Genomic DNA, 24,476 nt, shown 5'->3' with positions numbered 1-24,476 from the left:
GATATTAACGTGCGTTGTATGTTTTTTGTATTGGTTGTGTTTATAGATTTTACAATTATTTAGCATTAAATTTATGAAAAATATAAATTTCTTTATGAAAGGACAAATTATAGGTTTACTCGCTCTTGCCATGAGCTTTGTAACAGCTGCACAAACTATTAATATCGAGGGAGTAGTTAAAGATGCGGCCAATGGAGACGTACTTCCAGGAGTAAGCATCACAGTGAAAGGTACCGTTAGAGGAACGCAGACTGATTTTGACGGTTTTTATAGTCTGAAAGGCGTTGAAAAAGGGGTAATTCTACAATTTAGATATTTAGGCTACAAGCTGAAGGAGGTATCAGCAGTTGTTACCTTGACAAATGTTTCTATGCAAATAGAGGCAGAGTCTCTAGACGAAATTGTAATCATAGGGTACGGTAAGCAACGTAAAAAAGAGTCTACAGGAGCAGTTTCTGTGGTGGATGCAAAAGCGATTGCAAAACTAAATCCTACAAGAATTGAGCAAGCTTTGCAAGGACAAGTTGCAGGTGTTAATATTACGTCTTCATCGGGAGCTCCAGGTAGCGGTTTGAATATTAGAATTAGAGGAGTTTCTACGAACGGGGACAACAGACCCCTCATACTCGTGGATGGAAATCCAATTACAGATTTGTCTGTGATTAATCCAAGTGATATAAAGAGCATCAACATATTGAAAGATGCTACTGCTGGTATTTATGGTGTGCGGGCAGCAAATGGCGTTATTCTAATAGAGACTAAAACGGGTAGAAAGAAAGCACCTCTTAAAATAAACATTGAAAATTATTTCGCATTTCAACAGACAAGTAAAAAATTGGATCTTTTAAACGGTGTTGAATTTGCAAATTATGTGAATGAAGCAACTGGGAAAGGTATTTATTTTATACAACCAGCTTCAGGAGAGATTTACAATACAAAGCAGAGTGCTACAGTGCCGCTTTCGACCACGGATTGGCAGAACGAGGTTTTTCAAACAGCACCTATGTTCAATACCAATGTAAGTGCAAATGGAGGTACAGAAAAATTAGCTTATTCTTTTGGAGTATCTTATTTAAATCAAGAGGGTGTTGTTGGGTTGGAAAAGTCAAACTTTAATAGATTGACAGCGAGAACAAGTCTGCAGTATAGTGTTACAGATAGGTTGAAGATTTCGGCGACAGCAATTTATACCCATTCTAAGAAAAATAATTTACCCGAGGGTGGTATTGGAGCGATCCTTTACAATGCTGTGAATTCAGATCCATTAACAGGGGTAAATGATCCAACTGAACTTGCAGATGCTGGCTTTGAAATCTTAAGAAATGGGTATGGAATTGTAAATACAACGGCCATTGAGGTTTCTAATCCAATAGCCCAAATATCAAATGCTTACAATATTGCTTTGGTCGATAGAATTAGTCCTACCTATGGAGTTGAATATAGTTTTTTAAATAATTTTACATTCAATTCTAAAAATCAATTTAATCATACAAAGGTGTATAGCGATATCTTTAATCCTTTGGCTTACTATGGTGTTGGAAAATCAATTAATAGAACCACGACCAATGAGGTGATAAAGAATGTAGACATTTATGAAGATTACACGTTGAGTAATTTTATTACTTACACGAATTCTTTTAATGATGCACACAATGTAACCGCTTTATTTGGTTACGAAGTTTTAAATACAAAAGGACAATTTACTGGTAATACAGGACAAACTTTACGAAACGGTAGTAACGATTTTAACGACGCACAGTTAGAGAATTCAGAAGTAGTTTTACCGCGTTTTCAGCCTGATGTGATTGAGAGAGGTGGCGATATTTTCGAAAATCGCTTGTCTTCTTTTTTTACTAGAGTTCAATACAATTACAAAGAAAAGTATTTACTTTCCGTTGTTTTTCGTAGAGATGCTTCGTCAAAGTTTGGCCCTAATAACAGGGTGGGCTATTTTCCATCAGCTTCTTTTGGATGGAATGTTTCAGATGAATCTTTTCTTAAAGACAATTCAGTTATTAGCTCTTTAAAGTTAAGAGGAAGTTATGGAACGATTGGAAATGATAGAATTTCAGACTTTGGTTTTGTTGCAAGACTAGACGGAGAAGGAACATATAGCAATAATAATGAGGAAACTATTGAAGACCTGTTGGTCGGTGTTGCTGAAGGTAGATTAGCAAATCCAGGAATTAAATGGGAAAACCAAATTACTGGAAATATCGGTTTTGATATGGGTTTGTTCAGTAATAAAGTTCGGATCACGGTAGATGCCTATAATAAAAAGACAGAAGACTTATTAATTGCAGCGCAAATATCGGGATTAACAGGTGTTGCAGGGAACGGCGCCTCTGCTCCGTTTATCAATGCAGGAGATGTTGTAAACAGGGGGTTGGAATTTCAAATAGCTTACAATAGCAACCTTAGTGAAGATTTTAATTTGAATTCAAGTTTCAATTTTTCAACTTTAGAAAATGAAGTCACTTTTGTAGGTGGATCCTCTGGTTTTGAACAAGGTGGTGCATTTGGTGTGGGAACCGGTATTATTACTTCAAGAATGGAAGTAGGATTGCCAATTGGGTATTTCTATGGGTATAAAACCAACGGAATTTTTCAGAATCAAGAAGAAATAGACGTGTTAGACGCAGCGTCTGCAGACAACCTATACCATAAAGGAGCGGGAGTAGGAGATCTAAAGTTTGTAGATACCAACAAAGATGGGGAAATAACAGAAGCGGATAGAACCTATATTGGAGACTACCTTCCAGATGTTACATTGGGATTTAATCTTGGATTTACTTATAAGAATTTCGATTTCAATAGTGCTGCTTTTGCGTCCGTGGGCAATGATATGGTACGTGATTACGAGCGTTTAAATGTGTATGCAAATAAAAGCAGTGTGGTATTAAATAGATGGACTCCAAACAATCCTAGCAATACGGTTCCAAGGGCAACCTCTGGTGCCTCTATTAATACTGATAATTTTTCTGACTATTTTGTCGAAGATGCTTCCTATCTAAGAATTCAAAATATACAAGTAGGGTATACTTTTTCTGAAAGTATCGTTTCTAAAATAGGTTTGGATAAATTGAGATTATACGCTTCGGCAAACAACATTCATACGTTTACAAATTATACGGGTTTTGATCCCTCTGCAGGTTCTGGCGCTCCTATTGGAGGCGGAATTGATAGAGGTTTTTACCCAGTTGCGAAAACATATATACTAGGACTTAATTTAAATTTTTAATTAGCGATTTATGAATAAAATAAAAAATAAAATACGTTTTTCGAGTGTATTAATTCTTTTACTGATGATGGGTTGCGATAGTTATGTGGAGCTAGAGCCTCGAGGAGAAATTTCTTCGAATTACTTTAACAGTGAAGAGGAATACGAAAAAGCGCTAATAGGAGCGTATGACATGTTGCAAATTACTTTTTGGAATACACTTTCAGCAACAATGGCTTCTGACGATATTATCGCTGGTGGTGATCCTTCTAATGAAGACCAACCGACTTTGCAGCGAATTGATAAAATGGGGCAAACACAGGAAGATAATAATCAGTTAAGAGATATTTGGGGCTTTATGTATGCAGGTATTAATAGAGCGAACTATATCTTAGAATTTAAAGATAAAACAGCATTCAGTGGCAGGGACGAAATTATTGCGCAAGCTTATTTTTTAAGAGCTTATTTTACTTTTGAGTTGGCAAAGTGGTTTGGAGACATCCCATTATCCACGGAAAAGCGCGATGGTGTAGAGAGAATTTTAAACAAACGTACGTTTGTAGGGGAGGAATATACAATCAATCGAGTGGGAAGTATTGCCGCAGTATATAGTTTGATCGAGGAGGACTTAAAAGAGGCTATCGTAAACTTACCAGAAAGTCAAGTAGAGAAATACGAGATTACTAAAGGCGCAGCACAAGCTTTATTAGGAAAGATTTACTTGTATCACGGAAAATTCGACAACAGTAAATTTTCAAAAGCAGCTGTCGTATTTAATCAAGTTATTAATAGTGCCAAATACCAATTGGCAGACTATAATGTCTTGTTCACACCTGCAGGAGAAAATGGGGTAGAGGCTGTATTTGAAATACAATACACAAATGTTGAAGGTGCGAGTTGGGCTTGTATTCAGTGTAGTGAGGGAAATTATATGCCAAAGTTTAATGCGCCAAGAGATTTTTCAAATGCAACTTATATGAATGGTTGGGGTTTTAGTTTGCCTACACAAGCACTTTTTAATGCTTTTAAGTCAGGAGACAAACGCAGGGATGTAACGATTTTAGACTTAAGAGGAGAGACTACATATGCTCTCAGTAGAGAAAATACAGGGTTTTTTACAAAAAAATACCTCCCTACAAAAATTGATGAGGCGGATCGTAACGGAAGTGATCCCTTAAATTTCCAAAATAACTACAGGTCCATTCGATATGCAGATGTTCTGTTAATGCAAGCAGAAGCTGTTGTGCAAAGTGGTGGTGCAAGTGGTGAAGTTTCTTTAAATAAGGTAAGAGCAAGAGCTTTTGGCAACAGTAGCCATGACTTTCCATATAATGGTGAAAGTAATTTGTTGGATGCCATCTATGCAGAACGAAGAGTAGAATTGGCTGGTGAAGGACACCGTTTTTTCGACTTGGTAAGAACAGGCAGAGCAAAAACGGCTTTTGATGCGTATAATAGTTCGAAGGCATCAAATGCTAACGCTATTAATTATGTAGAAAATAAAAATGAAATTTTTCCAATACCATTAGTTGAATTAGAATTGGCGAATGCTGTTGCGCGCTGGGGGCAAAACCCTGGTTATTAGAAGTTATTTAAATACGTGAGTAATAGATTGGTAAATAAATAAGTATTAATTTAAAATTAAAATCGATGAGTTTTTTAAAAAAAGGGATGTACGCATTATTATTTGTAGGATTAGTGACTGCCTGTGGGGGAAGTGACGACGAACCAATGCCACTAGTAGCTCCGACAATTACAGTTTTAGATTTCACCGCAACGGCGAGTGGAGATGGTACCATTATTTCAGTTTTACCGAGTTCTGTAGGAGGGACCTCTTATGCTGTAGATTTTGGAACTGATGCTACGGATGACGTGATTGAAACAGCAGGTGCGGCTGTAGAGTATGATTATCCAAATGTAGATGGTTCAACAAGCTATAGTATTGTAGTAACTGCTTCTGCAGTTGGAATGGCTGATGTCTCAAAGACAACGCAGGTTGCTGTTGTATTTGTGGCACCTACATCACTTGTTAACTTTGAAGATGACGCAGCGGTTGCAGTAGCGCCTAAGGTTAAAGATGGTATTACAATGGTTATTGGAGCAGCAACAATGGGTTCAGATTATGGGAACGTAGGAAAAATAACGTATCCAGAGGATGCAGGAGGTTACCAGCAGGTGTATTTGAGATTGGCAAAGCATGTTGATTTGTCAACTGAGAGCACGCTTTCTTTAGATATTTACCAGGAAGCAAATACTGCGGCGACAAAGGTTTTGTTAAAATTAGAAGATATAAATGTAGCAACCAAAGCGGAAACAGCTTGGGATAAAATAGAGGTTGAAGTGATGACCGTTGCTTCAACAGAGGCAGGATGGCAAACAGTATCGTTTGATTTTACAGAAGCGATAAGATCAGGTGATGGTGCGGGTGATGTATTAGATTTAACACAATTTGCTACGATTGGTCTTTTTATTGGAGTGGATCTTACAGATGGATCTTCAGTTGCTGGTACATATGAAGTAGACAATATAAGAGGAGGGGTATTTGGTTCTGCAGTATTAGATACTGACGGTGACGGTGTACTCGATAATTCTGATGATTGTGCTACAGAAAGTGGTACATTGGATAATGGATGTAATGCTCCAACCGGTCCAGAAGAGTTTGCAATGCTAGATTTTGAAGATTTTACGCTGCAAGGTGGAGGTTTTGGTGGTGCTAAATTTGATGTTATAGACAATCCAGATACATCTAACACATTAAATACATCAGCTAAAGTGCTCAGGTACATTAAAAATTCAGATGAGACTTATGGAGGTTTTGCTATTCTTTTAAAGAATCCGATAGATATGACTGTAAAGAAGAAATTTTCTTTAAAGGTAAAGGCACCGGCAGCAAGAGCAGGAGATGAGTTTTTATTTAAACTTGAAAATAAGGATGATCCGGCTATAAATAGTGAAGTTAGAGTAGCTATTGCGGCAGATTCAGATTGGCAAACAATTACTTTTGATCATACTGCAGGAACAGGATCATATCAAAAGTTAGTTGTAATAATTGCTAACGGAGTTGCTGCAGACGGTTCAGAGGATTGGACTTTTCTTATAGATGACATGCAACAATTAGATTAATTTTTATAAAGTTTTTAAATCACCTATATTTAGAAGTATAGGTGATTTTTAATAAAAAGACATCTGGTAAAGATTCTTTTTTAAAATATGTTTAAATGAAACACTACAAACAACTTTTAATTGCATCAATCATTATAATTACTTTTTCTTATTGTTCAGAAAATAGTGAAATAAAGGAAGAAGAAGAAGAAGAAGAAACCACCTATGCAGCAGTTGCACCTTTTTATCCAATTGATTTTGAAATAATGGGATTTGGATCAGATTGGGTCTGGAATATTTTTGAAAATGGCAAAAATAATACGTTAGAAATAGCAGACAATCCAGATACATCGGGTATTAACAGTTCTGCAAAAGTAGCAAAATTCACTGCTTTAAAGGCCGGTGAAATGTATGCAGGTTGCGAGACGAAACACGGTGAGGGTATTGGTTCTTTTAGATTTGATAGTACAAACAGTATTGTAAAAATTTTAGTATACAAAACAAGTATAAGTGATGTTGCTTTAAAGTTTGCAGAATATGCTGCACCTGGTCAAGGAGCAGAAGCGCAGCCACCAGTGAAGGTTGCGAATACAAAAATTAACGAGTGGGAAGAATTAACTTTTGATTTATCAGGAAGCATTGGAAAAGGAGCAACCTTGATTATTGATCAAATTATCATTTTTCCAGACTGGACATCCAGAACGTCAGATACTATTATCTATTTTGATAATATAACGTTTGGAAGTAATTAAAACATTAGAAATTGAAATACAAATTAACTTACTATGTCATTTTATTGATGCTAATTTCTTGCGGTAATAGCGAAGAAATCATTCAAGAACAACCTGAAAGTTATGATCCAATAACAGCAGATGCAAGAAATCTTATTTGGTCAGACGAGTTTGATACAGATGGCAGTCCATCCTCAAAAAACTGGACTTATGATATTGGAAACGGCAATAATGGTTGGGGAAATGGAGAACGTCAGTTTTATACAAGAGCAAACGCTTCTTTAACACATGGAGTATTAAAAGTTACTGCGAAAAAAGAGACCTATCAGGGTTTTAAATATACTTCAGCAAGATTAAAAACACAAAATAAGTTCTCCTTTACCTATGGAAGTATTGAGGTACGTGCAAAATTACCAAGTGGTGGTGGAACATGGCCCGCAATATGGATGTTGGGTGATAATATTACGTCGGCGGGTTGGCCATCTTGTGGAGAGATCGATATCATGGAGCACACGGGTAATAATCAAGGAGTGACTTCCAGTGCGATACACAACGCGTCTGGATATGGAGACACACCGTATGTGCATCATTTAGAAAGGGTAAGCGACGTGTCAACAAATTTTCATGTTTACGGGCTAGAATGGACCCAAGACAAAATTGATTTTATAATAGATGGTGTTGTCCATTACACGTACAATCCAATAAACAAAACAAACGCTAATTGGCCTTTTAATAAACCTCAATTTATAATTTTAAATGTAGCCATGGGGGGTGCTTTAGGTGGAACAATTTCCGGAGATTTCACAGAAAGTGCTATGGAAATAGATTACGTAAGGGTGTATCAATAACCTTTTCTTCTAACTATTTATTTTAAAAATTAGGAAAATAATAAAAGTAAAGGTTCAAATAATTTATTTGATTGGTATGCTTAGTGCTAAAAAATGATGCTATTTTTATGAAGAGTAATTTTCTTGTTTTTTTAACTTTTTTACTTGTGTTCTCGTCGTGTGAGCAGAAAAAAACGGTGGTTATTTTAAAAAGTAATCTCGGTACAAAACTTCAAGTAAATGGTGAGGATTTTATTGTTAACGGAATGAATTGGGACTATTTTCCAATAGGAACAAACCATACTTATAGTCTATGGAAACAAACAGATTCTTTTATAAAAAGAGCTCTAAGTGAAGAAATGACTTTACTGAAAGAGATGGGGGTCAACACGATTCGGGTATATACAGGCATACAACCGAAGTGGATTCGATACATTTATGAGAACTATGGTATCCATACAATGTTAAACCATCCTTTTGGTAGATACGGCGTTTTGGTAGATGCAAAGTGGCTAGAGGTGACGGATTACAGCAGTATTGCAGTGCAAGAAGTATTGCTTGCAGAAGTAACACAGCTTGCAGAAGAATATAACAATACACCGGGTTTACTACTATACCTTTTGGGGAACGAAAATAATTACGGTCTTTTTTGGGCGGGTTCAGCAACAGAGGATTTTCCTGAAGGTGACGAGGCTAAAAGAAAAATAGGAGAGAGAAGAGGCAGGCCTATGTATAAATTAATGAATGAAGCTGCTGTTATAATGAAGCGTAAAGATAAAAATCATCCTATTGCGATTTGCAATGGAGATTTATTATTTCTAGATATTATTGCAGCGGAATGTGAGAATGTTGACATTTTAGGAATTAATATGTATCGTGGAAAATCTTTTGGAGATACTTTTCAAAGAGTAAAAGAGGAATTAGACAAACCGATTTTATTTACAGAGTTCGGTGCAGATGCCTTTAATGCTGTTACCAGCTTAGAAGACCAGAAAATGCAAGCTTTTTACTTAGTAGAAAATTGGAGAGAGATTTATGAGAATACCGCTGGTATGGGCAACGCGAGTAATACGATCGGGGGCTTTACTTTTCAGTTTAGTGATGGGTGGTGGAAATACGGCCAGACCATAAATTTAAGTATTCATGATCAAAATGCATCTTGGTTAGGTGCAGGTTACGATTTAGATTTACAAGAAGAGCAAAACAATATGAATGAAGAGTGGTTTGGTATTTGCGCTAAAGGACCATTGAATAAAGAGGGATTATGCACTTTATACCCAAGAGCAGCCTACTATGCGTTGCAAGATGTTCATAAACTAAATCCTTACGCTTCTAAAATAGATTCAAATAGCATCTCTAAACATTTTAATACCATACAATTAGAAAAATATGTATTAAAAGTAAATAAGCACGTAGATATTGTAAAAAGAGAAGAACTGAAGTAAAGAACAGGTTTAAGATATAAAAGGATAAAACATATTAATTAGAGACTCTTCAAAATACGATTAGGGTTTCGTTGAATAAAAATTTTAATGACAAAAAAGACTATTTTTTTAGGGAAAAATAAAGCAGATTTTCAATCTCAAGAGGTGACAGGTAAAATGATTCATTTTGAAAATGAATCTTATTATAAGATTGCTAATAGTAATGAAATGAGACCTTTTTTTATGAGTCTAGTTTCAGATTCCAATCACTGGATGTTCATTTCTAGTAACGGTGGATTAACTGCTGGAAGAAAAAACAGCGAATATTCGCTGTTTCCATATTACACAGACGATAAAATTACAGAAGCTGCAGACAGCACAGGTAGCAAGTCTATCTTTCAAGTTGTAAAAAATGGAAACGTTTACTTGTGGGAACCTTTTTCTCAGCGTCAAGTTGGTTTGTATGCAACAAGACAAAACTTATATAAAAATAGTTTTGGTAATAAGGTTGTTTTTGAAGAAGTGAATGAAGATTTAGGAATTACTTTTAGATATCAGTGGAGTTCTACAGACACTTTTGGTTTTGTAAAAAAGTCTACGTTAATAAACCATTCTTTAGAGAAACTAGCCGTTACTTTTTTAGATGGATTACAGAATATTATTCCTTCAGATGTTGAGACAGACTTACAGAATTCTAGAAGTAATTTAGTGGATGCCTATAAGAAGAGTGAACTGCAATTGCCATCAGGTATGGGTGTATTTGCCTTAAGTGCAATAATTGTAGATAAAGCAGAACCTAGTGAAGCTTTAAAGGCAAATATTGTATGGTCTTTGGGTGTGAAAAATGCAACTTACTTGCTATCCTCACTACAGTTAGATAATTTTAGAAGAGGGGAAGAGATACACCAAGAAGTGGACATAAAGGCAGAAAAAGGAGCCTATTTTATTAGTGCTGATATCAGCCTAGAACCCAACGAAACCAAGGAATGGCATTTTATTGCCAATGTTAATCAAACCATTGGTGATATTCAACGGATTTCGAAAGCAATTCTTCATGATCAAAATTTAGGGAACAGCATTCAAGAAGATATTGCGTTGGGAACTAAAAGATTAATTGCGTTAACAGGAGCTGCAGACGGTCTGCAGGTAACTGAAGATCCATTAGTTAGTACAAGACATTTTGCAAACACACTTTTTAATCTAATGAGAGGTGGAACTTTTGATGACGATTATAATATTGAAAAGCAAGATTTTATAAAATACATTGCAAAGGCGAATAAGAAAGTTATTAAGAAGAAAGAAGAGCTATTAAATGATTTACCAGAATTATTTAAACTAAATGCGATTCTTGAAATTGCAGAAAATGACGAAGATCAAAATTTTAAGAGACTTTGTTTTGAGTATTTACCATTAAAATTTAGTAGAAGACACGGAGATCCAAGCAGGCCATGGAACAAGTTTTCTATCAATACGAAAAATGAAATAGATGGTTCTAAAGTTTTAGATTACGAAGGGAATTGGCGAGATATTTTCCAAAATTGGGAAACATTAGCACATTCGTATCCTGCCTTTATAGAAAGTATGATTCATAAATTTTTGAATGCAACAACTTTTGATGGTTACAATCCGTATCGCGTAACAAAAGATGGTTTTGACTGGGAGATTATTGAAGAAAATGATCCGTGGTCTTATATCGGGTATTGGGGAGATCATCAAATAATTTACCTCTTAAAGTTTTTAGAGTTTATTGAAAATCATTATCCAAATCAGTTAGAAAAAAGGTTTGCTGAAGATATTTTTGTGTATGCGAATGTGCCCTATAAGATAAAAGATTATCAAAGCATCTTAGCCAATCCAAAAGACACCATTGAATTTGATCATGAGTTGGATGCGAAAATTCACCAAAAGAAAGAAGAACTAGGAGCAGATGGGGCCTTGTTAAGAGACGAAAATTTCTTTATTTACAAAGTAAATTTAATAGAGAAATTACTAGCAACGGTATTAGCGAAGGTATCTAACTTTATTCCTGAAGCAGGTATTTGGATGAACACGCAACGCCCGGAATGGAATGATGCAAACAATGCGCTCGTAGGGAACGGTGTCTCTATGGTGACCCTTTATTATTTAAATCGGTTTATCAATTTCTTTGAAAAGTTAGTCTTAAAATCAGCAACCGAAGAAGTTGAAATTTCATCAGAGTTGGCAACTTTCTTTAATGAAGTAGTAACAACATTCAATTTAAATAAAAATATATTGACTGGTGCTGTTTCAAATGTGCAAAGAAAGACCGTGTTAGACGGTTTAGGGGAAGCTGGAAGTGCGTATCGAGCTGCGATCTATGAAAACGGATTTTCGAGTAACCGAAGTACCATTAAAAAAACTGCGTTGGTAGCTTTCTTTTCGATCACAAAAGAATATCTAGAACATACTATTAAAGCAAACAAACGTTCAGACAATTTATACCATGCCTATAATTTAATGACGGTAGAAAATGATTCAGAAGTTTCTGTTTCGTATTTGCCAGAAATGTTAGAAGGTCAGGTGGCCGTTTTGAGTTCGGGATATCTATCATCTCAAGAAGTCTTAGATGTTTTAGACGGAATGAAGTCGAGTGCTTTGTTTCGCAAAGATCAATACAGTTATATTCTATATCCAAATAAAGAATTGGCGCGTTTTGATGAGAAAAATGTAATTTCTAAAACTTCTGTAGACAATTCTCAACTATTAACAAGGCTGATCAGTAACCACAATACTCAAATAATCAATCAGGATGCTTCAGGTAAATATCATTTTAACGCGAATTTTAATAATGCAGCTAGAGTAAAAGAAGCTTTTGAGGAATTGCCGGAAGAGTATGCAAGCTTATTAGAACATGATTCGAAATTAGTGTTAGACATTTTTGAAGAGGTTTTTAATCACAAAGCATTTACGGGTCGTTCTGGAACCTTCTTTGGGTATGAAGGTTTAGGATCTATCTATTGGCACATGGTTTCAAAACTATTACTAGCGGTGCAAGAAAATTGTTTGATAGCAGTTCAAAATAATGAAAGTGATACTTTAATAGGAAAACTTTTTGATCATTATTATGAAATGCAAGCAGGTGTTGGGGTGCATAAGTCTCCCCAGTTATACGGTGCCTTCCCTACAGATCCGTATTCACATACTCCAGCAGGAAAAGGAGCACAGCAGCCAGGAATGACTGGTCAAGTGAAAGAAGATGTGTTATGTAGAATAGGAGAGTTGGGTGTTTTTGTAAGAGTAGGTAAAATTATTTTTAATCCAAGATTGCTAAAAGTATCCGAGTTTGTAACGGTTTCTAAAAATTTCAAGTATACCGCAATTAATAAAGAAGAGCATACTATCGAGTTATCTGAAGGCACACTTGGTTTTACGTATTGTCAGGTACCTATTGTGTATATAAATACGGCAATACAAGGCGTTAAAATATATTATAGTGATGGAATTATAAAAGAAACTAAAGAGCTTGTTCTTGACGAAAAGGACTCGAAAATAATTTTCGAGAGAACAGGAAAAATTGCCAAAATTGAAGTTGCTGTTACCAAATAAGCGACCGTTGTATAAAATATGAAGATGTGTTTTAAAATATTTATAGCTGTATTTGCTTTCATTTTTGTTGTGGGATGTAATTCTAAAAAGAAGGCCAAGTCGGCATCTGCTTCTAGCGGAACAATGTCTGCAGCCACTATTTTAGGGAATCCGGAATATCTAGCAATTTCTTATGGAGGCTATCGGTATATAAATCACGATTTAGAACCTACAATAGCAGAGCTGAAAGAAGATATGACATTGTTAGCAGCAATGGGGGTGAAAATTCTTAGAACGTATAAAGTGCATCTACCACAAGCAGGAAATATACTAAAGGCTATTTCAGAATTAAAAAAGAAAGATGCTAGTTTTGAAATGTATGTAATGTTAGGAGCTTGGATAGATTGCAAAAATGCGTGGACTGAAAGAGCACCAGATCATGAAAATGAAAGTGAAAGAAATGCAATCGAAATTGCAACTGCCGTGGCACTGGCAAAACAATATCCAGACATTGTTAAAGTAATTGCAGTGGGTAATGAAGCCATGGTAAAATGGGCCACAAGTTATTACGTGCAGCCGAGGGTTATTTTAAAATGGGTGCAGTACTTGCAGCAGTTAAAAAAATCTAAAGTGCTTTCTAGAGATGTATGGATTACTAGTTCAGATGATTTTGCTGCTTGGGGTGGTGGAAGTGTGGATTACCACACGCCAGATTTAGAAAAATTAATAAATGCAGTAGATTATATCTCGATGCATACCTATGCATTTCACAATTCTCATTACAACCCGTCTTTTTGGGAAGTTCCTGAATTTGAAAAAGGACTTTCAGATATTGAAAAAGTGGATGCCGCAATGTTGCGCGCAAAATTATTCGCGATGACACAATACAAAAATGTGAAAAATTACATGCTTTCTTTAGGATTAGAAAAGCCAATACATATTGGCGAGTCGGGATGGGCAACTAAATCAAACGGTTTTTATGGCGAGCAAGGCTCCAATGCAACAGACGAATACAAGCAGGGTTTGTTCTATCAGCATATAAGAGATTGGACAAAAGAAGAGGGTATTTCTTGTTTTTATTTTGAAGCCTTTGACGAGCAGTGGAAAGATGCAGAAAATCCTTTAGGTTCGGAAAACCATTTTGGTTTAATCAATTTAAAAGGAGAAGCTAAATATCCACTTTGGGATGCAGTAGATGCTGGGTGTTTTAAAGGATTGACTAGAAATGGAAAACACATTACAAAAACATATAACGGAGATGAAACTCTATTATTAAAAGGTGTTTTAGTTCCTAATATTAAGTACAAACGAGAGAATTAATGTCGATAAAGTCTCCATATTCATCTTGTTTTATGTGTCTGTGCCTTCTGATATCGGCGTTGAAAGTTACTCCAATTCTGGACGTGTGGGATTGTCATAAACTAAGGATGTCTTTCAAATTAACGGTTCTGGAAAATACAATTGAAATGAGTTTGTTTCCATACAAAAAAAGACAAATAATCAATAGCTTTCAGGGCTACTTATCGGATTGTTATGTCTCCTTATGAAATCTACACTGTAAAAGAAGCAGCAAATTATATCAATTTATATCAATCTAAAAGCTATCCAATCAATAGTGATATCCTTTAAAAATAATTAAAAATGTCAAATACAAATACAGTTCATTTTGGTCAAAAAGTAGCATTTGGTTTAGGAATGCTTGCCAACCAGATGTTTCCCGCAGCCATGGGGATATTTTTTGTTGTTCTGGTAGAAGATCTTGGTTTTTCCACAACCATGTGGGCCGTTTTATATTTTGCACCTAGATTGTTTGATGCGATTACAGATCCGATAATGGGCTTTATTTCAGACAATACGAAGTCGCGGTGGGGGAGAAGAAGACAATATGTATTTATAGGTGCCTTACTTATGGGGATTACCTTTACAATTATGTGGCAATTGTATAAAGACAACGGATTGGAATACAATTTCTATTATTTTCTCTTTTTTTCAATAATTTTTTACTTTGGAATGACAATTTTTAGTGTTCCCTTTGTTGCCATGGGGTACGAAATGAGTGATGATTTTCACGAGCGTACTAATATCATGGCTGTTTCTCAATGGATTGGACAATGGGCCTGGGTAATAGCACCATGGTTTTGGGTGGTAATGTATGATCCAGATTGGTTTGTTTCAGGAGAAGTGGCAACCAGGTCTTTAGCTGCGTGGGTTGGTATCATTTGTATGATAGCAGCAATGATTCCAGCGCTATTTATAAAAAGTAAATCAACTTTAGAAGAAGATTATGCGCCTTTAAATACTAAGAATATTGGAAATAGTTTAAAATATATTCGAGACGGTTTTAAGGAAGCTTTCAAAATACCACAATTTAAAAAGTTGTGTTATGCTACTTTTTTAATATACAATGCTTTTAACACCATTGCGGGATTTTCATTTTTCATTATCGTGTATTATATGTTCAACGGGGATTCAGGAGCAGCGGGCCTATGGCCTACTTTAAATGGCTGTATCGGTGCGTTGATTACTACTTTTGCTGTAATTCCAATAATTACTAGAATGTCAAAGAAAATGGGTAAAAAGAGGGCCTTTCTAGTTTCTCAAGCTATTTCAATAGTTGGATATATTTTATTTTGGTTTCTATTTGTTCCGGGAAAGCCCTATTTATTTTTAATTGCATTGCCTTTCTTTTCGTTCGGAATTGGAGGATTATTTACGCTGATGATGTCAATGACTTCTGATGTAATCGATTTAGATGAGTTGAATACAGGAAAACGAAGAGAGGGAACTTTTGGCGCGATCTATTGGTGGATGGTGAAATTTGGTTTTGCAATTGCAGGCTTACTCACCGGTGCAATTATGGGGTTTGTAGGTTTTGATCCAGGTGCGGAAATACAATCGGAAGGGGCCATCACAGGACTTCGACTGTTCTATTCGGGATTGCCCATAACAGGGACTTTATTGGCAATTTATATCATGCGAAATTATGATTTAACTGAGGATCGGGCGCGCGAGGTAAGTGCTGCGTTGGAGAAGAGAAGATCTAAATAAAGTACGAAATACATTTTTAAAGTAGACTTGGTCAATTATTAATTTATCTCAAGAGTTTTTAAACTTTAAAAATATTTCTTTTTAATAATATTTAAGCGTCTCAAGAGTAGTTTATACTTAAAAGCTGTAAAATATTTTATATCCTGCCATTTTCAATGTTTGCGGCAGTTGTTTGTCTTCGTAAACAAGCGATTCTTGCGAAATCAAGCAAGGTTTAAACTCAGGAATTTAACCGGTATGTATTTCAGCACCTTTTCGCTTGAGAAATTCAAGCACTCCGATATACAGGAATTTACTAAAGAACAGATTCAATTTTTTACCATTGCATGAGGCGAGTGCATTGCGCAGTGTGAGCGAACAATGAAAGAAAAAACTTCGAGAATCATCGTATTGATATAATTATGAATGAAAATATATCAACATCAAGCTGGGTACACCAGAACCTAAAAAATACAGAACGAACTTAAAAAACACGAGAAATAAAAGAAGTTCGTTAGCTGGATTGGATTTTTGAAACTTGCTAGTGGTACAGGCCTAAAAATAGATATGCCTATAATTTTTTGCTAAAGTTTTTTAAGAAAGTATATGAATAAATAAGTCATTTGAAACAAATTCAGGATAAAGAACGTATTTTTGTAGTGTAGATTAGAGAGTCTCCTTGCAAACACTTCATCATGAGATGTACGGATGCACTTTTTTAAAAACATGAAAGTAAATAATTAAAAGAGACACATGGGGACACCAACACATAATTATGTTTTTAAGGCACTAGAATGTTATCCTTACGATTTGGAAGAGGTGATGGAAGCTTTAAATTACGCCCTTTCCTACGACGAAAAAGACACGATGGCATTGACTTTGTTAGGAAGAGTCTACGCCGAAAAGTTGTATAAATATGATGAAGCTATTGTCTATTTTAAGCAGGCTTTAGCAGAAAACATACGGGCTTTTGAGGCCTATGTTCCTTATATTAATACTTTATTGTGGAACGAAGATTATAAAGAGGTAGCGGATTTTATTGATTTTGGACTTACAGTAAAAGGCAGTGACAAAGCTCTTTTGTACTTAAAAAAAGCTAATTTACACGAGCAATTAAAAGAATACGATAAAGCTTTAGAATGTGTAGCGTTCGCCAAAGAATACACATTCAATACTGATTTTATGGCAGATATTCTTATTGAAAAAGACAGAATAAAAGGGAAGATGCCTAAAAAAATAAAAGAAAGTTTGAAAGGTGAAGAAAAAGTAAAGGCTAAAACCGCTAAAAAATTGAATAAAAGTAAGAAATAACAGTTTTTTTAGATTTAATAGTTCGATTATTTAAAACATTTTGTACTCCATTATATTTATATCAATTCAATACTTGGTTCTCTTGCATCCGAAAACACCGTTCTTCACCCAAATAGAGAGGATTGCCATATTCTTCAGACCAAAAACCATCTAGGATATCTCTAGAGATACATCGATATACAACGACTCCTTTGTACATATTATTTTCATCTCCTTGGTATTGAAAGTTGATGACTAAGGTATTGTCTTTAAAAAAGCCAGTTCCAAATTGTAATTGACTTTTGTTTATGGTCCATTTTGCAGAAATCCTAAAGTGTTCGTCTAATGTTAGGTCTAAAATTCCTGAATACGTGTTTTCAGTTTCATCTTGGTTGCTTCCAAGAATTTGAAATTGTCCTACTAAATCTTCAATGCACATAGTACTTCCCATAATTTAAGGCAAAGATATAAGATTGTATTTGTTTGTGCGCTTTCTGATGTTCTTTTTATATGGCTTCATAGATTAGATTTCTCAGAAATACAGTTCGTATAAACAAAACAGATTAGGTTTAATTATCGAAGTGTTCATTATTTTAAGAGGCATTATATTCAACTGGGATTTCTTATCTTTGATTTCATAAAACCACCTATATAATGGCTGGTAATGCGAATGAAAATAATTAGAAAATTAATCTTACTATATACTCTGTGTTTTGGGATTTCCACCGCGTCTCAATTTTCGGAGGCGCCAGGGAAACCGATCATTATAAATTATACTGAAGAAGGGGTACACAACGATTTAATTGCTTTTGATATTTCCCAAAATGAGAATGGAATTATGTACTTCGCTACCCAAGGCGGATTGTTAGAGTTCGATGGAGTTCGGTGGAAAAATTATGCACACGCATTAGAATCTGATTTACGGGCAGTATTGTACAAGGATTCTTCCCACATTTACACTGCGGGCCACGGAGGTTTTGGGTATTGGACCGTAAATAATTTTGGGGTATTAGAGTATACCCGTCTTTTTCTTAAGTTGCCTGAGAAAAAAGCACCATTGCTCCCCGTATTCTCTAGAATTATAGAAATTAATGGGAAAATTATTTTTCAATCTTTCCAGCAAATATTTATATACAATCCAATTACTGAAGCGTTGAATATCGTCAACGCAAAAAAAGGTTTTAATTTCCTTTTTACTTCCAAAGGAAGGGCTTTTATTCAAGAGACAGGAATTGGTCTTTTTGAATTAATAGGAAACGAATTAGTTCTATTGAAAGGTACAGAGAACACCACTTTACATATTTTAAATGTATTTATAAAAAAAGACGAAGAATTGTTAGTAGTGTCCAAAAACAAGGGATTTTGGTCTTTTAGAGCTGGTGTTCTTGCAAAAAAAAAATGGAGAATAAATACAGTTATTGAGAAACATTTAGTCAATGACGTCCAGGAGTTCCAAAGTAATAAATTTGTAATAGGGACTTTAAGAAAAGGGGTGTATATCGTTTCTGCACAAGGAGAAATTTTAATACATCAGGAAAAAAGCAGTGGGTTGTTAGACAACACGATCCGGAAAGTGTTCGTAGACAACAATGAAAATGTTTGGCTAGGAATGGAAAATGGTATAAGTTATCTTCAAATTAGTAGCAATACTAGTTATTTGTTTGATTATGAAGGTTCTTTTGGAACAGTATATACGAGTCATTTAGATGGAAACTCTTTATATTTAGGTACCAATCAGGGGCTTTTTGTAAAAGACGTTCGGCGGCCAAACGCAAAGATAAATTTAATAGATAACAGCATCGGGCAAATTTGGGAAATAGAAAAGATTGATGATCAAATTTTAGTGGGCTCTCACGAGGGAGTATCCGTTTTAGAAAACAAACAATTAAAGTTACTGCACAAACAAGGAGGAGCTTGGGTTTTTAAAAAGCATCCAAAATTAAAAGAAATACTCTACGTTGGTTTTTATTCAGGAATAGCAGTTTTTACGCGCAAAAATGGAAATTGGGTGTTTGAAAAGAAATGGAATGATTACGGAGAATCCTCACGTTTTATGGCCTTTGATAAGTTTGGTGATTTATGGGTTACACACCCAACGAAAGGATATTACCGACTAAGCTTATCCGATGACGGCTTAGATCTTGAGAGCTATCAATTTTATGGAACAAGCAATGATCAGGTTGCTACCTACGCGTATATCTGTGAAATTGACGAAGATTTAGTGTTTTATAATCCGAAAGGATATTTTAGTTATGATCGGATTGATAATTCTTTTGTACCGCAAAAATATACGGCCCAACTTTTCAAGGATATAAAAGGTATCAATAGTATTGTCCAAAGTGGAAATATATTTTGGTACTCTACTCAAAAAGAAATAGGATATATCTCAAGAGCTGGAAATCGTTTTAGTAATGTGTACCACCCATTTTATTCGATACGAAACAAACATTTAAACGATTTTAATAAATTTGAAAAAGTCAACGATTCTGTTTTTGGACTCGGAATTAATAATGGAATTGTTTTTCATACTGTTAATAAGGCAGATATTAAATTAGAAAAAGAGATTCCAGCGATAAGATCTATTGATTTTATCAGCAAGACAGATACTGTTAGTTCGGTTTTAAGTACGTCTGAAGTAGTAAACATCCCAAACAATAATAATTTTTTAAAAATAGCCATCGCATTGCCAAAAACACCAGTAGCGAACTCGTACAAAATCCAGTACAAGTTAGATGGATTGCATACAATGTGGTCGGATTGGCAATATGTGTCAGAACTAAGTTTCCCAGGCTTAACACCTGGCAATTATTCTTTAGAGTTGAGATCCGGTGGCGAAGGAGGTATTATATCAGATATTGTTCGCAAAGAATTTCGTATTAAATCTCCATGGTACTTTACAAAGTTAATGTTTGTGTTTTATATGATTTTGTTGCTGGTGGCCCATGGACTGTATAGATTGTATTTTAAAAATAAAAATTTAAGACAGATTTGTGCCTTAAAACAAATAGAATCAGATAAAAGAAAGTCTCAAGAGGAAAAATTTAAACTCGATAAATTAGAATCTGAACGAGCACTTTTTTTATTGAGGGAAGAGAATTTAGGGTTGGAGATAAAAAAGAAAGATGCAGCATTGGCATCGGCGACATTAAATAATATTAAAAAAAATGAACTGCTTACAGATCTGGTAGGTGATATTGGCAAAATTGATAATGAGTTATTAAATTCAGCCTTGTATCTTCCAGTAAAAAAGGTAATAAAAAAGATAAAAAATAACCTAATAGATAAAGAGGATTGGCTTACTTTTCAGTTACACTTTAACAATTTACATGCTCACTTTTTCGAGAAGTTAAGAGAAAAACATCCCGACTTATCTTCTAATGAGATTAAATTAAGTGCGTACCTGAAATTAAATCTTTCCTCTAAAGAAATTGCTGCGCTCATGCATGTGGCAATTACAAGTGTAGAGCAGGGTCGTTATAGGTTGCGTAAAAAAATTAATTTAGACAAAGATGCCAATCTTGTCAACTATATCCAGGACTTATCTTAATATTTTAAAATTATCTTATCAAATCATTTTAAATTGTAGTTGTACGTATTAAACCTTCCATTTTAGCGGTGCTATCAGCTTGATTCTTTTAAATTAATTAAAAGAAAATCTCATTTTGTATCCGCGTATTCCGTCTAATCTTAAGTTCAATTCAATAGTGTATTATATCCATTTTATCCAGAGATGTTGTAATGAATAGAAGGTGATTTAACTGTAAATAAGTGATTTGTAATTTTTAACAAAGATTTTGTAGAGGTGTGTTTTTAGTCCTAGTAGTTTTTGTAGAGGTAATTATATTGCGAAATACTGGTTTTCGTTGCAAATTTGGTAAAACAAAATTAAAGGTAAAAATTAATTGAGACAACATCAGGATTAACAAATATCTATTTTATTTTAACCCAGTTTCTTTACTGAAGAACAAAACTACTGCAGTTTACTGGTTTTATCTTTTTTTGTTTGTTTTCAAATTTTAATTTTTGGATTTGGACAAATTTAAGTTCAATAATACTGTGAGCGTTTTATTGTTTTGATTGGGTTTTGTGCAGACACATGCAAACGTTCAAGTAAAATTTCAAGGTGTACTATTTTTAAAATTGAACCCACTTAAGCAAGGCTTTAAAAAAAGTTTTCGGTGCTAACATCGGAGGAATACATTAAATTAAAATTATATAATCATATGAAAACATTGTTTTTAAATTGTTCGAAAAAACGTAGAAAAGTTACTTTTCTTACGTTTGCATTATTTTTGTGCTCTAGTATGACGAGTATCGCTCAGATGTCAGTTACAGGGCTGGTCACCGACAGTGAAAGTCAACCTTTGCCCAATGCAAGTATTTTTGTGAAAGGAACCAGTATTGGAGTTCAGTCCGATTTTGATGGAAATTTTTCAGTGCAGGCTTCTAAAGGGGATATTTTAGTAATATCTTACTTGGGCTTTTTTACGAGAGAAGTGACCATATTAGATGCGAAACGTTTAGAGATTGTGTTAAAGGAAGATGCCGCATCTCTAGATGAAATCGTGGTTGTTGGATATGGGACTAAATCGAAAACAAAATTGATTTCAGCGGTTTCTACGATCAATGCAAAAGCACTAAAAGACCAACCTGTCGCGAATGTGAGTAATGCTTTAGAGGGTTTGGCTTCTGGATTGTTTGTAACTCAAAGCTCGGGAGAACCAGGGTTTAGCAACTCGAGTTTTGAAGTTCGGAATTTTGGAGCAGCTCTTGTTATAATTGACGGTGCTCCTGGAGATTTAAATCAGTTGGATCCTAACGAAATTGATAACATATCGGTTTTAAAAGATGCAGCAGCAGCGGCCGTTTATGGTGTCCAAGGAGGTAATGGGGTTGTTTTAATAACTACTAAAAAAGGAAAAATAGGAAAGCCTAAGCTTTCTTACAGTAATCAATTCACCTTTACTGCATTTACAGCATATCCAGAGTATTTAAGTTCTGCGGAACGCGGTGAGGTCTTAAATGAAGGTCTCAGAAACTCTAATCAAAATCCTTTTTATACAGAAGAAGAAATAGCGTTGTTTAAAGACGGTACAGATCCTATTAATTATCCAAATACAGATTGGAGAGGTTTAGTTTTAAAAGACTGGGGCTTCCAACAACAGCACAATTTAAATCTTTCAGGTGGAACTGAAAAAGTAAAATATTTTGTTTCTACAGGGTATGTATCTCAAGGATCCAATTACAATGCGGATGTGCTTTCTTTTCAAAGGTTTAATTTGCGTGCAAATGTAAATGCTGCGATTACAGATGAATTAAATTTAACGGTAAACATGGGTGCTCGTAGACAGTTAAATGAAGCACCAGCATATTCTGCTTACAATGTATTTAGAGAATTAAGCAGGTCGTTACCTAATGATTTAGCGTATTATCCTGACGGCACGCCGGCAAGACTTAGTGTAACTCCCAATCATATTGTTGAAGGCATAAATGATTTTAATGCAGGATATTACAGAGCTAGAAATAATAATTTTGATGCAAAGATCTCTCTTAAATGGGATGTCAAACAGGTAGAAGGCTTAAGTTTCAAGTCTTACGCCTCCATCGTTTACAACAATAATTTCAGCAAAAACTGGGGTAAAAGTTACGACCTTTTTACATTAAATAGACAAACAGGAAATTATGATGCGTTTTCAGCAATGCCAGAAGGAGCTGTTAGTGAAACCGTTTTATTGCAAACCACCAATTATACCAATCATTATGTATTACAAGAATCTGCGATGTACGATCGTACTTTTGGGTCTCATAATGTATCTGGCTTATTCCTTGCCGAAATACAAAAAATACAAGGTCAAGATTTTAGTGCAAGTCGCCAGGATTTCCAGTCTACTTTAATCGATCAACTTTTTGCAGGTTCGTTAGAAAATCAAATTGCTAATGGGGGTGAGTTTCGTCAAAATCGTTTGGGTTTTGTAGGTAGATTGAGTTATGATTATCAGTCAAAATACTTTTTTGAATCCACATATAGATATGATGGCTCTTCAAGATTTGCGCCAGGAAACGAATGGGGGTTATTTCCATCGGTTTCTGCAGGTTGGAGAATTTCAGAAGAAGCTTTTTTTACACCTTTAAAAAATACTATTTCGAATTTAAAACTAAGAGCATCTGTGGGTACAGCCGGTAATGACGGTACTTCAGCTTATCAGTGGTTGAGTGGTTTTAATTATAATTTATTTTATGCAATAAATGATACTGCGATTCCGACAATAGACAATACTGCACTTCCAAATAAAGACATTACTTGGGAAACCAATACTACGTATGATGTGGGTTTAGATGTTGATTTATTTGGTCGTGACCTCAAGTTTTCTTTTGATTATTTTTTCAGAAAAAGAGAAGATGTCATTGCAGGTGCAAATGCAAGCGTACCTAGCACTTTGGGTGTAGCCTTAGCGGATCAAAATTTCTATGAATTTTCAAATGAAGGTTTCGAGTTTTCATTAAATTATAACAAACAGATAAATGATAACTTTAAAGTTAGCTCTATATTAAATTTTTCAAAATCTAGAGAGAAGGCAGTTTTTATTGATGAAACGCTTCAAGAAGACTTGTTTATGCGAGGAAACTTAACAGAAACAGGAGGCTATACAGGACTTCGAAGAGGTTATATTTCTGATGGATTTTTTCAAAGTCCAGAAGAAATAACACAATATGCTATTCAAGATAACAATGGGAATTCTAGTTTACAGCCAGGAGATATTAAGTATGTCGATTTGAACGGTGACAATGTGATTGATGTAAAAGATCAAAAAGTATTTGGGAATGGTAGTAAGGCAACGACCAACTATTCACTAAACTTCGGGGTTGAGTATAAAAACTTTGCGCTATCTGTTTTATTAACAGGGGCAGCAGGCTATGATATTTATCTGGAAGGAGAGGCACAAAGTCCATTGCGTAACGGTTTTAACGGTTATGATTATCAATTAGACTATTGGACACCAGAAAATACAGGTGCAAGGTTCCCTAGAATATCAAATGGTGGTTTTAATGAGAATAATTATAGATATTCTGACTTTTGGATCAGGCAGGGAAAACACATACGCTTTAAAAATATTAACTTTAGTTATACCCTACCAAAGCGCACAGAGAATTCGACATTCGATGAAATTAAATTTTTCTGCACGGGACAAAATTTATTTGTCATAAAAGATTTTGAAGAGGATTTTGATCCACAAACTGGATCGGGTCTAGGGTGGTATTATCCGCAAACAAAATCGATCACATTTGGTATAAACGTTTCACTTTAAAA

Annotated in this window: 13 protein-coding genes; 12 read left to right on the top strand and 1 reads right to left on the bottom strand. The window is 34.9% G+C overall.

Translation table 11 applies throughout. From position 1 onward, the window contains the following. Window positions 1-73: 73 nt before the first annotated feature. The 10 genes from PI23P_RS11840 to PI23P_RS11795 all read left to right on the top strand — a co-directional run bounded on the left by PI23P_RS11840 (window position 74) and on the right by PI23P_RS11795 (window position 17,188). The gene (locus PI23P_RS11840; protein ID WP_004571111.1) at window positions 74-3,241 is read left to right on the top strand and encodes a SusC/RagA family TonB-linked outer membrane protein; all 3,168 of its coding nucleotides are present in this window, start codon (window positions 74-76) and stop codon (window positions 3,239-3,241) included. A gap of 10 nt (window positions 3,242-3,251) precedes the next feature. Further along, on the top strand, window positions 3,252-4,805 hold the full coding sequence (locus PI23P_RS11835) for a RagB/SusD family nutrient uptake outer membrane protein (RefSeq protein WP_238300034.1): 1,554 nt from the start codon (window positions 3,252-3,254) through the stop codon (window positions 4,803-4,805). 65 nt (window positions 4,806-4,870) lie between these two features. Next, window positions 4,871-6,343, top strand: coding sequence for a hypothetical protein (locus PI23P_RS11830; protein WP_004571109.1), 1,473 nt, complete (start codon window positions 4,871-4,873; stop codon window positions 6,341-6,343). Between the two features lie 95 nt (window positions 6,344-6,438). Beyond that, window positions 6,439-7,074 carry a hypothetical protein gene (locus tag PI23P_RS11825; protein WP_004571108.1) on the top strand — a complete coding sequence of 212 codons (636 nt, stop codon included), beginning with the start codon at window positions 6,439-6,441 and terminating at the stop codon, window positions 7,072-7,074. 11 nt (window positions 7,075-7,085) lie between these two features. Next, window positions 7,086-7,901, top strand: coding sequence for a glycoside hydrolase family 16 protein (locus PI23P_RS11820; RefSeq protein ID WP_238300033.1), 816 nt, complete (start codon window positions 7,086-7,088; stop codon window positions 7,899-7,901). Between the two features lie 107 nt (window positions 7,902-8,008). Beyond that, on the top strand, window positions 8,009-9,325 hold the full coding sequence (locus PI23P_RS11815) for a glycoside hydrolase 5 family protein (protein ID WP_004571106.1): 1,317 nt from the start codon (window positions 8,009-8,011) through the stop codon (window positions 9,323-9,325). Between the two features lie 87 nt (window positions 9,326-9,412). Further along, entirely contained in the window at window positions 9,413-12,871 is a 3,459-nt protein-coding gene (locus tag PI23P_RS11810) for a 1,3-beta-D-glucan phosphorylase, GH149 family (RefSeq protein ID WP_004571105.1), read from the top strand. A 24-nt stretch (window positions 12,872-12,895) separates the two neighbouring features. Further along, the gene (locus tag PI23P_RS11805; RefSeq protein ID WP_004571104.1) at window positions 12,896-14,170 is read left to right on the top strand and encodes a glycoside hydrolase family 17 protein; all 1,275 of its coding nucleotides are present in this window, start codon (window positions 12,896-12,898) and stop codon (window positions 14,168-14,170) included. A gap of 321 nt (window positions 14,171-14,491) precedes the next feature. After that, entirely contained in the window at window positions 14,492-15,898 is a 1,407-nt protein-coding gene (locus PI23P_RS11800; RefSeq protein WP_004571103.1) for an MFS transporter, read from the top strand. Between the two features lie 732 nt (window positions 15,899-16,630). Further along, on the top strand, window positions 16,631-17,188 hold the full coding sequence (locus tag PI23P_RS11795) for a hypothetical protein (RefSeq protein WP_004571102.1): 558 nt from the start codon (window positions 16,631-16,633) through the stop codon (window positions 17,186-17,188). Window positions 17,189-17,249: 61 nt separating this feature from the next. Here the strand turns inward: PI23P_RS11795 and PI23P_RS11790 are convergent, their stop codons facing one another. Then, window positions 17,250-17,606 (bottom strand): hypothetical protein, encoded by a 357-nt coding sequence (locus PI23P_RS11790; protein WP_004571101.1) that lies wholly within the window; start codon window positions 17,604-17,606, stop codon window positions 17,250-17,252. A 231-nt stretch (window positions 17,607-17,837) separates the two neighbouring features. On the opposite strand from PI23P_RS11790, the gene PI23P_RS11785 reads away from it, so the two are divergent. After that, window positions 17,838-20,714, top strand: a complete 2,877-nt coding sequence (locus PI23P_RS11785; protein ID WP_004571100.1) for a ligand-binding sensor domain-containing protein — start codon at window positions 17,838-17,840, stop codon at window positions 20,712-20,714. Window positions 20,715-21,390: 676 nt separating this feature from the next. Next, window positions 21,391-24,474: a SusC/RagA family TonB-linked outer membrane protein gene (locus PI23P_RS11780; RefSeq protein WP_081439196.1), complete on the top strand. Its 3,084-nt coding sequence runs from the start codon at window positions 21,391-21,393 to the stop codon at window positions 24,472-24,474. Window positions 24,475-24,476: the final 2 nt, after the last annotated feature.

The sequence above is a fragment of the Polaribacter irgensii 23-P genome (genome assembly GCF_000153225.1).
Classification (GTDB): domain Bacteria; phylum Bacteroidota; class Bacteroidia; order Flavobacteriales; family Flavobacteriaceae; genus Polaribacter; species Polaribacter irgensii.
This window is presented reverse-complemented; position numbering and strand designations above follow the sequence as displayed.